Here is a 14057-nt window from a genome sequence, read left to right on the forward strand (position 1 = left end):
TTCATGTTTTTTATACATGTTATTACACTTGTGATTGAATTAATTACTAAAATCTTTTTAATCGTAAAAAATCAATTATTTTTAGGCTGATAGCCGTACCTAATCTTTTACAATTTACTCATTCTTTTTGTTCTGTAATATTAAATTTTGAAACCAATTCCGTTAATTCTTCCACCTTTTCTTTCATTTTGTTGGATTGGATTGATATTTGTTCAATTGATTCGGCCTGTGATTGAATTGAATTTACAGTTTGAAGAGTCTCCTTTTTCACATCCGTTGCAGTTTCAGAAACTAGCGAAAGAGAAGCATTTACTTCTTCTGTACCAGCAGACATCTCTTCTGTCGCTGCGGATACTTCTTGAATTTGACCTGTAATCTTATCAATATCTCTCATAATAGACAAGAAGGTTTGATTCGCTTTGTAAGCAGCTTCTTTTCCTTCTACTGCCTTTTGTTGTCCTTTTTGCATGACATTAACTGTATCTTGGGTATCTTTTTGAATGGATTTTATTAAATGATTAACTTCTTTTGCAGATTCTTTAGATTGCTCAGCCAAGTCTCGAACTTCTGCGGCAACCACTGCAAATCCTTTCCCATTCTCTCCAGCACGTGCCGCTTCAATAGCGGCATTTAAGGCAAGAAGATTCGTTTGTTCGGCAATATTAGTAATTGCAGCGAGAGCTGTATCAATCTGTTGTGTATGTGTAACAAGTTTATTTATTACTTTCGATGTTTCCTCGACAACATCATGCACACTATTCATTTGAAGAATAGAGTGATTTATCACTTCACTACCGATATTTATTCGTTCTGTAGTCGTTACTGCTACCTCAGCGACTACTGCTGAAGATTCAGCTACAGTTTGCACCCCGGTTGTAATTTCTTCCATTGAGGATGAGCTCTCCTGAATACTAGTTACCTGTCCTTCTATTTTTGTTTTTACTTCTAAAACAGTCTGTACAACCTCATTTGAAATACTAGACGCTCGATTTGTATCTTGTAATACGCCCTCCGTAGTAAAAATAACCTCTTGTGTTGTCATCTTAACATTCGCAATTAATTGTTGAAGGTTATCTAACATACTATTAAAAGACTGAACAATATGCCCTAATTCATTATTTGCTTTATAAGGAGTACGTGTTGTTAAATCTCCAGCTGCTACTTTTTCCATATCATTTTGTAGTAATGCAAGTGGTTTTCGGATAGTTAATTTAATAACATATCCAATTAATATAATTATTAAAATTGCTAAAATCGAAATACTAACAAACATTATCATTGTATTTTGAGCACTATTATTATTTTCCTTCTGTAAAAGCTCTGCATTATTACTATTATATAAAATCAATTCACGAATTGATTTTATTGATTTTTGCATATTAGGTTCAATCTCTTTTAGATAATATGCATATGCTTCCTCATTATTAGACTTCCCTAATTCTTGTGCTTTCTTCATTTGAGTCCTTAATTCATTAAATGTTTCATGAAACGTGTTATATAATTCTTTTTCTTTAGTAGAAATAAGCTTAGCCTCAAACTGCTTTAAAAGATGATCATTTTCCTTACGAATCCCATCCATTTCTCTTATTAATTCGTTCATTCTTTTTTCATCTTTTGATAACATTATTTCCATAAAGTTCATATTAACGTGATAAAAATTAGATTCTACAATTCCAATCCACTCAATTGGTAGTAAATTATCCTCATACATATTAGAGGAAGTACTTTTCCCTCTTTCTAATCCCCAAAACCCTATTAGGGATAATACTATACATGCAATACTTGATATAGTTATTAATATGTTTAGTTTTGTACCAACCTTACTGTTTCTTAATAATTCCAATTCACTTTCTCCATTCTAATATATAGTTTAAGTAATGTATTTTATACCAAGAATCCCAAAATTACGATGTTTATTTTGTAATATGTAATTTTGCATATCGTCCACTACTGATTCAAAATAACCTAACATTGTAATTTTCGTTTTCCAAAAATTCATGATTATGAACACATCTCATTAATTCTTGAACTTCTTATCCAAAATATCCGCATATACTGTGGCACCAGGGAAAACCATCACTGATATGATATATAAATTACGCTTCCATACAAGACTAGCTTAAAAATATTTTTCTTATTGCTCATTTTTCTATTTCCCCTCTATTAGAAGTACTCCTAGCACATCACACTAATAAAAACGATAGTATTAAAAAATAAGGAAAGACATAATACGTATGTCTTTCCTCTAAAATTGTAATACTCAATATGCTCTTGGCTCTATTTGATTTTCCATTTAAATCCTCACATATCTTTCTTTATAATATCTCCTAACTCCATCCAATTTGTAATACGCGGGATATTGAGATATTGATTGTAAGAAGTAGTTTTTGCATATACATTTATCGGTTTTCCTATTAACGTTTCTAAAACAGCCGGCTTATCATCAAAGAAATAGTTTAATTTTATTTCTTGTATGAAGTGTATTTTTTCTTCATCCTTCATTCCATAGAAAAAGCGATCTTCATGTACCGGAAATCCTTTTTCTATTAACCATTTTTTTGTTTGCTCTCCATGCTCTTTAGGTCGCGCCGTTATATAGTAAATTTCATGTCCCTGTCTTTCTAATTCTTGCAATGTCTCTACAGCATATGGAAACGGTGAACAAGAAGTATAATAAATCTCATCCAGCAAACTATTCCACATATGACCGCCTTCCTCCGAAGTCATGCCAAATGCTTCATGAATTTCAATTGTTTTTAAAGAATGGAATACATCCAACCCTACTTTTTTGTTTAATTTCTTATTATATAAATGAAAAGCATGCTGCCTTAAATCAATTAATGTATCATCGATATCAAATCCAAACTTCACTCTTCATCGCTCCTTTCTGCAATCCATTTATCGGAACATATAAGTAGTTTTTATTCCCCTTATTTCTCATCTTTCCGATATACTGGATAGCCAATAAATCTATAATCTTTTCCAATCTGGGTAAATGATATATCCTTAAATTCAATTGCATCTTTCATTTTAGTAATACCAGTCCCCTCTACAAAACTAGGCGCCAATCTACCTCCAATAATTTTAGGTGCGAAATATAAAATAATTTTATCCATTAGTTTATTTTCAATAAACGAAGCATTTACTTCTCCACCACCTTCAATAAGCAGGGAGGAAACTCCTTTTTGTCCTAAAACATCAAGCATTTCATGTAAGTTTATATGCTTTTCTCCGCTAGTAACAAATACTTTAACTCCTGCATTTTCTAATGCTTTCTTTTTTTCCTCTGCATGATTACTTGTTGTAAATATCCAGGTAGGAGCTTCTCTATCTGTAACAACGTTAGCTTCCATCGGTATGCGTAACATCGAGTCCAATATTACTCGAATTGGATTTCGGCCATTTGGAATACGCGTTGTCAATGATGGATTATCCTTTTGAACAGTATTCGCTCCTACTAAAATAGCCGCATTTTCGTTTCGTATTTGGTGTACTTCTTGTCTTGCTTCTGTAGATGTAATCCACTTACTATCCGATAAAGACGTAGCGATTTTCCCATCTAATGTAACTCCTGATTTAATCGTTACAAATGGGCGCTTTGTCAAAATATATTTATTAAAGACTTCATTCATTTTTTTAGATTCTTCTTCACACATTCCTACAAGTACTTCAATACCTGCATCTTGTAGAATTTTAATTCCACGTCCAGAAACAAGCGGGTTTGGATCAAGTGTAGCAACTACTACCTTCTTAATTCCTGCTTGTACAATTGCTTCAGCACAAGGCCCTGTTCTACCATGATGAGAACAAGGTTCAAGAGTTACATAAATTGTACCACCACGTGCCTGTTCTCCAGCCATTCGTATCGCATGTATTTCGGCATGTGGTTCTCCGGCCTTCATATGTGCTCCGACCCCTACAATTCGATTATCATTTACAATTACAGATCCAACCAATGGATTTGGAGTCGTTTGTCCCTTCATAGCCTTGGCATTTTCTAGTGCTAGCTTCATATACAATTCATGCTCAAGCATGTAAGTGTCCCCCTTCAAAATGTCCAGAACGCTGAATCTTCGTTTGCAAATATTTCTCATTAAACTCTGAGACATCACCCCATAACGGTTCACGACTCGTAACATTTAATCCAGCTTTTTGTAACGCTTCTAATTTTTTCGGATTATTTGTAATAAGTTTTACAGGTTTTGAGCGTAGCGCTTTTAATACTTCAATTGTATCATCATAGTTTCGAACATCATCTTCAAAACCTAGGTTCAGATTAGCTTCTACTGTATCTAACCCATTTTCTTGCAAGAGGTACGTCATAGCTTTACTAAACAAGCCAATTCCTCTTCCTTCATGATTCGCTAAGTAAAATAAAGCACCTGAACCATGTTCTGTAATCATTTGTAAAGACTGCTTTAATTGGAATCCACAGTCACAACGTTTACTACCAAAGATATCACCGGTGTGACAAATACTATGCATACGAATTAGGGCATCTTCAGAATTCTCAAAATCACCATATACAAGTACACTAGATTGCTGCATATCAGCTAAATTAATAGATGAGAGTTTTTCGATAATTCCTTCTACACTATTTGTAACCTCACTACATTGTAACCAAGAATACCATTGAAAAACTTTAGTCTCCCCATATAAATTAATTGGCAATTTGATAGGGCCTACTAAATAAATATCCTTTCCATCTTGATGTATAAATTGAATTTTATCTTCTAACATATGAATTGTATCTGTTGTAACCATTAGGTACCTCCTAGTATAGAGAATCTCTAAAATTCTCTTCCATTGTTATATTTTTTATTGTTTAACTTACACAACGTAAGTGTTTTTACAGATGCTATTCTTTTTTCTCTCAGCTTATATGCAATATGTATCATTACAACTTTGGCCATTTAAAGAAAAGAGTTTTAGTTACATAAAACAACTTAGTTACTTTATGTAAGTGAGTATACATTCGTAATCAATTTACGTCAAGTAATTAATTATAAAAACATTTGTTACTAATAGTAAGATGTTATATAATTTATTTTAGGAGGTGAAGGAAAATGAATGATTCTACATTATGCCCTCGCTTTGAAAAAGGAATGAAATTTTTTAGTCAACGATGGACAGCACTAATTATTTACCAACTTTTTTCTGGATCTCAGCGCTTTTGTACACTTGAATCTTCTCTTCCTGTTAGCGGAAGATTACTTTCAGAAAGATTGAAAGAATTAGAACTAGAAGGAATTGTCGAACGTAAAGTCTTTCCTGAGACACCAGTTCGTATAGAATATTCTTTAACTCAAAAAGGATTTGCTTTAGAAGCTATTATTCGCGGAATAGAAGAATGGTCACAGGAATGGATAGAACTTGAGGAATAACATAAAAGCTTTTTCGTATATAGTTTTAAGTAATCAAATTACAGATACCTATTATTAAAACGCTAATTTTTCAAGCATTTATGAAAAGCTAGCGTTTTTTAATAAATAAAATGTAAGAAATAAAGCAAGGTGATCAAAACGATCACCTTTTTCCCTTACAGATTAAAATAGTGTTTTAAAATCTTTTATTCATACATACTCGATTAATAAAAAAAACGAATAAGCTTTTTTATTAATAAACAGTTTTATTTTTACAATACAGTTAGCTTCCCCTGCTATTTGCGGACAGTAAGACCACCACTGATTAAATTTCTATTTTATTACATTCGAATATTACTTATGAAATTTCACACGCTCTTCAAGTGGTTGGAATTCTTTTTCACCTGGTGCAGCTGTTGGATTACCAAATGGCATTTGTGCAATTAGTTTCCAATTAGCAGGGACATTCCATTCTTGTTTTACCTCATCGTCAATTAATGGATTATAATGTTGTAATGATGCTCCTAATCCCTCTGCTTCTAAACCTGTCCACACGACTAATTGGTGCATACCTGATGCTTGGTGTGACCAAATTGGGAAGTTTTCAGCATATGCAGCAAATTTTTCTTGAAGCGATTTAACGATAGCCTCATCTTCAAAGAATAATACTGTTCCATAACCAGCTTTAAAAGAATCCATTTTTTGTTGCGTTCCTGAAAAATCTCCATCTCCAACTACTTTTCTTAATGTTTCAGTGGTAATATCCCATAATTTATCATGAGCTTCACCAAATAATACAACTAATCGTGCAGTTTGAGAATTGAAAGCGGATGGAGTATATTTCACAGCAAACTCCACGATTTCTTTAATTTTTTCATCCGATACTTGTACCTCTTTATTAATCCCATAGTAAGTACGTCTTTCTTTCAGTGCAGTATAGAAATCTTTTGTCATAATTCCGTTCCTCCTAAGTTTTAATATTCTTCAAAATGATACATCTCGAAGATAGTATGCGTTTAAATGAGTTCATTTTTGAATCATTGAACTTCCTAGCACCCATTGCCAGTCATTCTAAATCTAAACACACTGCTTCCTTCAGTTTTCCTAAAAAAAGCCTTATAACATCATTCATAAAATCTAATCATCATTCGGTACTATTTTACCCATTCTCTATTCATGTATCCTGCTTGTTTCATATTTACACAAAGATGAAATGTAGCTACTTTAATCACCAAATTTCACATTAATTTAGAGCATCTTCAATTACAGCAATTTCGCTCACTCGAACAAAACGATGCAATTTAAAGAACATTGCAAAATTAAGTACTACCTGTAAAAGAACCCTCTTAGCCGACTATAAGAAAAAATAATAAAAAGCCAAAAACGAACAATAATATGTTCATTCTTGGCTTTTACTTAACCATCACATTTACTTTTACTATTGCTTCAAATGATTTTTAACTGCCCTTATTACCAATTCGTGATCTTCTTCTGGTGGTAATCCTGAAACTGTTATCATTCCAATAACCCCTACGTTTTTTATTCTGATAGGAAAACATCCACCAAACGCAGCGTATTCTGAAGTATCTAAAAGATATTTTTCATTATAGGAGACCCCAGTTATTTCACTTTGTATCTGCATATAATACGAGCTACGATCATGCAGGGAAACGACTCGTTTTTTACGCTCAATCCATTTCGTATTTTCCTCATTTGTCCCTGTCATCTTGAAATGAAATAATTGCACACCATTTTTCGTTATATCAACAGCAATCAATTTCCTCTCTCGCTTTGCTGTTTCAACGATAAATAAACCTAGTTGCAAGGCATCTTCATTTGTAAAAGAGGAAAATTGAAGTGTTTCCTCCTCTTTTAAAATTTGTTTACTTATTTCATTCAAATTTGAAGTACTCATATCTTTAACCTCCATAATTGTTTTATGCCACACCGACATTTTTTCGAAATTATTAGGCCATATAGTACAACCTTTCAATCAATCTGATTCTAAATAAACTACTGTAACATCTTTGGTAACTAGTAGTACCGTAAAGCCTGTTTTCTTCTTACTGGTGCTATTATGAATGACATTCAAAGTTATAAAAAGTACTATTCTACTTATCCCTATCTTACAGAGACTATTATGAAATATATTTAACATCTTAAAAATGTATGTACTAAAGAATAATATTTTTAATCACTAACTTTTTTGATCAATCGTTATAATCCAATTTCATCAAAATTTTTATCAATTATTACACTATCCAACAATAGGAGGAAACAAAGATGGATGAAAATATATCCAAAAGCTGAAAAGCAGTTGAGTCCCTTGAGAGAATAGTTATAATTCACTACATATAGAAATAGACATACAAAAACGCCATCCTTTCCTATAATTCTAAAGAAAGAATAGCGTATTCTTTTCAAAAATGAGTTCTTTTATTGAAAAACTTTGATTCTATATTATACATAAAAGGGCAACCAATGCTAAAACAGCTGGAAGTCCTTGTTTCACAATAATTGATTTATTAGATGTGAAACCTCCGAAAATAGCTGCTATCACCACACAAATCACGAAAAATAATTGGACCATATAACCAATTGGATTGAGCCCAAGTACAAGTCCCCAAATGAGACCAGCCGCTAAAAATCCATTATATAAACCTTGGTTTGCAAACATAATGGCTACGTTTCGATCTCCTTCTAAATGCTTCGGTAATTTGAAAGCACGTTTCGCTACTTTTGAATCAATAAAAAACATTTCAAGGATCATGATAAACAAATGTTCTAATGCTACGATCCCGACTAAAATAGCTGCGATTATTTCCACACTATTCTGCCCCCTACACTCTCTATTCTTTAATATTCTCTACATTTTTTTGCATCTGTAATAGAACATGAATAAGTATTTTGCGCTCTTCTCCACTGATATTTACGAACATTTCCTTCATAAAATGTTCCTTTTCTTTCTTGTTAAAACATTAATTGATATATCAATTATTGATACATCAATTAATATACATCTCTCTTTTTATTTTTGCAAGTTTTTTTGCTCAATTGGTTTTATTTTGTTCCAGCAACTTTAAACCAATTCAAAACATCAGTTCGCATTTCTAGAAATCATAGTTACTTTAAGTTCATTCTGACAATCATATTTAACTACATATATAAAAGAATTGAGTTATACCTCCATCAATTTATAAAAATTAATTTTTTCTAAAAACAGATACTTTACGTTTTTTATAGTAATAAAAATCATTTTTTGTTTCAGAGGCAATCCATTTTGTTAGCTTGATGGGCATAGGATAGCACCCAGATGACGAACCAATTATCTTTCAAAAAGACGGCTAGAAAACTGGATTTGGTACAGGAGTTGCCTACTTCTCCGATTCAGCTGGTACTAATTTAGAGCTAATTGCTCCAAAAAGGCCATTCAGACGTGAATAGTTAAAATAAATTAATACCGAAACAAGCCACCTTCTGCCTGGAAGGTGGCTGTTTGTCGGCAAGTTGATAAAATGACTAAAAAAGGACAAACTCTCCAATGTGAGAAGTTTGTCCAAAAAGTTATTCGTATTAACTATTTTTACACTAATACGAATAATAGTGAATTAGAATAATGACTTAATACTTGCTAAGACAGTAAGTACACCTACAATAATAACAAATACGTTACTCATTTTCCCTTTGTATTTAGCTAGTACTGGAACTTTTTGAATCGCATACATCGGTAATAGACATAAGATAGCAGCAACTAATGGACCGCTTAGAGAATCAATAAGTCCAAGAATACTTGGATTTGTATAAGCAACAAACCAGCATGATAATACAACAAAAGTAAGGATTACTGTCTTAATTGTTTTTTCTTCAATATCTTTTCCACGTGATTTACCGAACTTAATAATCATGTCACGCATTACTTCAAATGCTCCTATATAATGGCCAAGGAAAGACTTTGTAATAGCCACAAAAGCAATAATTGGAGCTGCAATAGTGATTACAGGCGAATTAAGCTCATTAGCAAGATATGAAAGAATTGATAAGTTTTGTTCTTTTGCCATTTTTATATCATCTGGAGTCAAGCTCAATGCGCTACTCCAAACGAAGAACATAACAACAGCGAATGTCATGATATAACAAACCTTTTGTATTTGCGCACATTTAGCATCAGTGGCTTCGATTCCATACGTAGCTCTCTGTTTCACAACAAATGATGAAATCATAGGTGAATGATTAAATGAGAATACGATGATTGGTAGAATCATCAATATCGTCCCAAAATAGCCTGTTCCTGTTGAAGCAGTTGAAACAGCTGAAAAACTAAGCATTGACGTATTCCACTGTGGAATTAAAGATATTGCAATAAAAAGTAGAGAAACTATGAAAGGATACACTAACATACTCATTACCTTTACAGTAATATCTTGACCAAAATTTAGTATAGCGATAAGACCAAGAACTAATACAAGTGATAAAATAGCCCTTGGAGGTTCTGGCATGTGCAATTGATGCACGATAAAACTACTTGCAGTATTTGTAAGCGCAACCGAATACATTAGTACGATTGTATAAATTGAACCGAAATATACGATGTTAAAAATGATACTCGCTTTATTTCCGAAATACTCTCTAATTGTACCTGTGATCCCCTCATCAGCAGAATTAGAAGCGTATATCATTTTAGCAAGCGCCCTATGTGAGTAGTACATAACTGGATATGCAAGTAATGTAATTAGTAGTAAAGATAATAAACCACCTGAACCTGCATTAATCGGTAAAAAGAGCACCCCTGCTCCAATTGCAGTTCCAAATAGACTCAGTGCCCATGTAGTATCCTGCTTATGCCACTTTTTCGGATCTGCATATTGCTCATTTTTTCGTGCGGTATTTTCAGCTTGAACTTCTATTTTCTTTGCAGTATTCCCGTTCATATAATAACTCCCCCTTGTATCTATTCCTGCATCTCTCTTTGCATCTAACAAATATTCCCTTTCTGGAAAATGAATTCCTTACAAGTTGCCCCACATTGTATGTCCTTCATCATAATGAATCCAAATTGAAACATTCACTAATTAGCGTCCTAATATAATTGTTAGCGTTCACAAAAAAGTTTACTCGTAATATCCGCTCTTTATATAAAGACCCCTTAAGAGAACAATATAGAATAGACTTCATAAATACGTTGCAACATTTCTAATAACAGTGTATTACTTTAATGGTTTCTCTTTTTTACTTTTAACAGTAATTTTAGCTAAACCGGCCTCTCTTCATTTGCGAGGCATTTCTTTCTCAATTCTATACATTACCTTCATAACTTCGGTAGCACTGATGATATTGCTTACACAAGCCACTGAAGCACATTACATACATTTCGCCTCTAATCACACACCTTTCTTACTAATAATCGCATTTTTTATATTTTCTCCAGAGATAATAAAATTTCTCTCGACGCCCTCATTATAACGTGTATATTTATAAAATTAATATTTTTATATTTTCAGAAATATTAAAGAGGAATAATTTTATATGGATAATATTTTACAGTTAGCATGTAGCCATTGTTTTTATCGCTTAAAGCTGAATTAGTTATTAAAAAAATACAATAATACATTGTTTTTCTAGGTGACTTATTATAAAGATACTTATATCCCCTTTTATCAAAAAATCTTATTTTAAACATAAAAGATATTCTAATAAATAATTAATGTAGGTAAAAAGAAAAAAATCCCAAAATACAAAAACCAAATTTTAGGATATATATTATTAATATTGAATTCATATACAATTTAAAAAGCTACACTGAGCAAAAAGCAAAAAAGCTGCCCCATATGGACAGCTCATTTACATAATTATCGTTATCAGGAATACACAAACAAATCACTTCAATATCATCTTAATTGTAGTTTGTTCGGCTCTTCTTCAGGGATATCTCTATGTTTGTAATGAATCGTTTTTACATCATTTCCTTTTATGCGAAAAGTAATTGTGTCCTCTCCATAAGGCGGATTGTGTGCACCCTCAAAAGTTTAAATTTTAAAATCCCTCATTAACTAGCTCTTTTATCGAGTTTAATTTTGAAGAAAGCTCGATAAACCATTCTTCATCCCCTGTTAATAATGCAAGATCTATAAGATAAAGGATTTGTTCCTTATTTATTACCTTTGATTCAGGGAGTTTGTTAACGTGTTTACTAAAGAGTAAAATCGCTTCGTTTATTGTGTACTGGCCGTCACGTTTCACAATACTAACTGTAACTATATCCTCTACATCATCAAGTGATACAATATAACCAACTATTAATTCACCTTCATTTGATATTCCACGAACCCAATCTCCTACTTTTAAAACATGATTATTATTTGACATCATACCGTTTCACCTTCCTATAAATATTTTTTGTGACGATAAAAAAGATATAAAAACAATTATACTGTAATATTTTTCATTACATTTAAGTGTTAAGAACTCACGGCTATATAATAATTAAGCCGCTTAACGCTCTTGATTGATAAGGTCAACAACTTCTTTCATTGTATAATTCTTTAAGTATTCACCTAGATGCTCTTCAGCACCTAAGAAAATAGCGAAAAGAACTTTTCGCATGTTCGAACCTACAACACACTGATTGTTTGATTCTGGACACTTCGGCTGCAAAGCACCTTCAGAGGTTATCTGATAAATATGCCAAAGATTAATTTCATCTAAATCGCGAGCGAAAATAAAACCGCCACCAGTCCCCTCTTTCGATTGTATAAACTTATGTTTTTTTAACAAACTTAGTACTTTGCGAATGCGTACTGGATGTACACCTGCACTTTCTGAAATAGCATTACTTGTTGACATCCGATCTGGCTGTAAAGCTAAATAAGTTAAACTGTGTATGGCCAAGGTAAAGTCGCTGTTCATGATTTTCCTCCTACGATCAAAAATATTGTTTCTCATATATTAACTGTAGCCATAAATATTACAGATAGGTTAGAACGTTAAAACATATAGAATACTTCTTGCCATAAAAAATTAATTCTCTTATATTCTATCCGGTCCCACCTATATCTGATAACTTCATTTAGCTTTTTAAGTTGAAAATAAAATTAAACACTCCACTGTTTCTTCACTTGTTCTTCTGCCAACTGTTTAATTTTTGTCCAAATCGTATCTTTACTCACAATAACATTTGTTTGATAATTTCTATCATTATAATTAACTGTAACACATACTTCAATCATCTTCTGCTTCCTCCTTTCAAAAAACTTTTTCTAAAAATACTACTTATTAATTGGCCAATTTTTGCAATTCAATGTTCAAAAACGTTCGAACGCTACGTGGTAAAAATTTACGAATTTCTTCCTCATTAAAACCAATCTGCAATCTTTTCTCGTCCAGCATAATTGGGCGACGTAACATTAGTGGATGCTCAATTATTAATGTATAAAATTCATTGAGCGAGAGCTCCTCAATATTTATATTTAAGTCCTGAAAAGTTTTCGATCTAGTTGAAATAATTTCAGTAGCCCCCTCTTCAGTTAAACGAAGAATCGATTTAAGCTCATCAACTGTCATAGAATTTGATACGATGTTTTTTTCAATATAATCAATTTGATGCTCTTCAAGCCATGCTTTCGCTTTTCGGCATGAGGCACAGCTTGCTGTTGTATATAGAATTACCATATTTCACTCACTCCTTTAATGTTATGAAACGTACATTTTAGACATCGGTTATTGAAATGTATTAAAAAAAATTACAGTTTAGAATCAAATACAAGCAATATTATTTATTCGAGAATATTTAATTTATCTACATTTTACAGACGATAACAACTCACTTCTAAAAACTATACTGTAATTTTAAACTTTACAGTTCTATAAATCAAATGTTAAGTCTTGGATTCATTCTATTAACGTATAATAGGAGCAGTTGAGACAATACTTGCCTCAACCGATTTTTATATCTCTTTATAATTTTTTGCAGTAATGACTGTTTCAAACTCAAAGGTTTCGGGTAGATGATCTGCATAAGAATATTCAAAAGTTCGTCCATCCGTTAAATAAGCTACTTGTTCAACTCGCATTAGGAAATCCTGATTTGTTAAGTTCATAAACTGCTTTTCCCTATCATCTGGGCGACTTCCTTTAACCCTGACAACAGATGTCCCTACTTCAAGACCAAGTTTATTTTGAATATGTGAGTATATCGACTCCTCTAAAACAGAAGCCTCAACACCTGGGATAACCGAAATTGGCATCCATGTATGCTCCATAATCGTCGGAATGCTGTGAATGATGCGGAGGCGAATGATTTTATAGACGAAATCACCGATTGAAACTCCCAATTTCTCAGCAACTACTTCATCAGCCCCAACAATCGCAAACTCGATAATTTTACTTTCTACCTCACTGCCGTATACAGCTTTCGTACCCGTTAAAGTTTGAATCATTCGTGCCTTTTCCTGTTGACGCCAATCTTGCACCACTGTTCCACTTCCGCGCCGGCGGATGATGTAGCCATCTCTAACTAATAGATCCAGCGCTTTCTTAATAGTAAGGGCTGAAACACCAAATTCTTCAGCAAGGACGGGGCTACTCGGAATTTTTTCGTTGATTTTATATTCACCGTCTAAAATTTGCTGTTTAATCTTTTGATAAATGCCGAGGTATTTTACTTGTGTTGATCCGCTTGCCATTTTCATACCTCCTTTA

At 32.7% G+C, this 14057-nt stretch carries 14 protein-coding genes and 1 pseudogene; 1 reads left to right on the forward strand and 14 read right to left on the reverse strand.

Translation table 11 applies throughout. From position 1 onward, the window contains the following. Positions 1-118 precede the first annotated feature (118 nt). From MHB52_RS17235 to MHB52_RS17250, 4 genes are all read right to left on the reverse strand, one after another. Positions 119-1843, reverse strand: coding sequence for a methyl-accepting chemotaxis protein (locus tag MHB52_RS17235; RefSeq protein WP_061664253.1), 1725 nt, complete (start codon positions 1841-1843; stop codon positions 119-121). Between the two features lie 458 nt (positions 1844-2301). Beyond that, complete coding sequence (locus MHB52_RS17240; protein WP_000668223.1) at positions 2302-2871, reverse strand: 5' nucleotidase, NT5C type; 570 nt, start codon at positions 2869-2871, stop codon at positions 2302-2304. Positions 2872-2930: 59 nt separating this feature from the next. Next, entirely contained in the window at positions 2931-4034 is a 1104-nt protein-coding gene (ribD, locus tag MHB52_RS17245; RefSeq protein WP_061664252.1) for a bifunctional diaminohydroxyphosphoribosylaminopyrimidine deaminase/5-amino-6-(5-phosphoribosylamino)uracil reductase RibD, read from the reverse strand. Then, positions 4027-4764, reverse strand: a complete 738-nt coding sequence (locus MHB52_RS17250) for a GTP cyclohydrolase II (protein WP_000258865.1) — start codon at positions 4762-4764, stop codon at positions 4027-4029. Before MHB52_RS17250 ends, ribD begins: the two co-directional genes overlap by 8 nt. A 302-nt stretch (positions 4765-5066) precedes the next feature. On the opposite strand from MHB52_RS17250, the gene MHB52_RS17255 reads away from it, so the two are divergent. Then, positions 5067-5384 (forward strand): winged helix-turn-helix transcriptional regulator, encoded by a 318-nt coding sequence (locus tag MHB52_RS17255; protein ID WP_001000104.1) that lies wholly within the window; start codon positions 5067-5069, stop codon positions 5382-5384. 333 nt (positions 5385-5717) lie between these two features. Here MHB52_RS17255 and MHB52_RS17260 read toward each other — a convergent pair whose 3' ends face one another. The 10 genes and pseudogenes from MHB52_RS17260 to MHB52_RS17310 all read right to left on the reverse strand — a co-directional run bounded on the left by MHB52_RS17260 (position 5718) and on the right by MHB52_RS17310 (position 14041). Continuing rightward, positions 5718-6317, reverse strand: a complete 600-nt coding sequence (locus MHB52_RS17260; protein ID WP_000158938.1) for a nitroreductase family protein — start codon at positions 6315-6317, stop codon at positions 5718-5720. A gap of 484 nt (positions 6318-6801) precedes the next feature. After that, positions 6802-7317 carry a heme-degrading domain-containing protein gene (locus MHB52_RS17265; protein WP_114556391.1) on the reverse strand — a complete coding sequence of 172 codons (516 nt, stop codon included), beginning with the start codon at positions 7315-7317 and terminating at the stop codon, positions 6802-6804. Positions 7318-7818: 501 nt separating this feature from the next. Next, on the reverse strand, positions 7819-8190 hold the full coding sequence (locus tag MHB52_RS17270) for a DUF1304 domain-containing protein (protein ID WP_000402471.1): 372 nt from the start codon (positions 8188-8190) through the stop codon (positions 7819-7821). 781 nt (positions 8191-8971) lie between these two features. After that, positions 8972-10291 (reverse strand): aromatic amino acid transport family protein, encoded by a 1320-nt coding sequence (locus MHB52_RS17280; RefSeq protein WP_001014190.1) that lies wholly within the window; start codon positions 10289-10291, stop codon positions 8972-8974. 957 nt (positions 10292-11248) lie between these two features. Next, positions 11249-11386 (reverse strand): annotated as a pseudogene (locus MHB52_RS17285) (DUF3888 domain-containing protein); the annotation flags it as partial. 7 nt (positions 11387-11393) lie between these two features. Further along, on the reverse strand, positions 11394-11729 hold the full coding sequence (locus MHB52_RS17290; RefSeq protein WP_000987462.1) for an IDEAL domain-containing protein: 336 nt from the start codon (positions 11727-11729) through the stop codon (positions 11394-11396). A 123-nt stretch (positions 11730-11852) separates the two neighbouring features. Continuing rightward, the gene (gene saiR, locus MHB52_RS17295; RefSeq protein ID WP_001083465.1) at positions 11853-12266 is read right to left on the reverse strand and encodes an Rrf2-family transcriptional regulator SaiR; all 414 of its coding nucleotides are present in this window, start codon (positions 12264-12266) and stop codon (positions 11853-11855) included. A gap of 185 nt (positions 12267-12451) precedes the next feature. After that, complete coding sequence (locus tag MHB52_RS17300) at positions 12452-12586, reverse strand: BA3454 family stress response protein (protein ID WP_000573532.1); 135 nt, start codon at positions 12584-12586, stop codon at positions 12452-12454. 46 nt (positions 12587-12632) lie between these two features. Further along, positions 12633-13028 carry a transcriptional regulator SpxA gene (gene spxA, locus MHB52_RS17305; protein WP_000236190.1) on the reverse strand — a complete coding sequence of 132 codons (396 nt, stop codon included), beginning with the start codon at positions 13026-13028 and terminating at the stop codon, positions 12633-12635. Between the two features lie 275 nt (positions 13029-13303). Further along, entirely contained in the window at positions 13304-14041 is a 738-nt protein-coding gene (locus tag MHB52_RS17310) for a GntR family transcriptional regulator (protein WP_061664251.1), read from the reverse strand. Between the last annotated feature and the right edge of the window lie 16 nt (positions 14042-14057).

Origin of the sequence: Bacillus sp. FSL K6-0073 (assembly GCF_038006085.1) — a bacterium.
Lineage (GTDB): Bacteria > Bacillota > Bacilli > Bacillales > Bacillaceae_G > Bacillus_A > Bacillus_A cereus.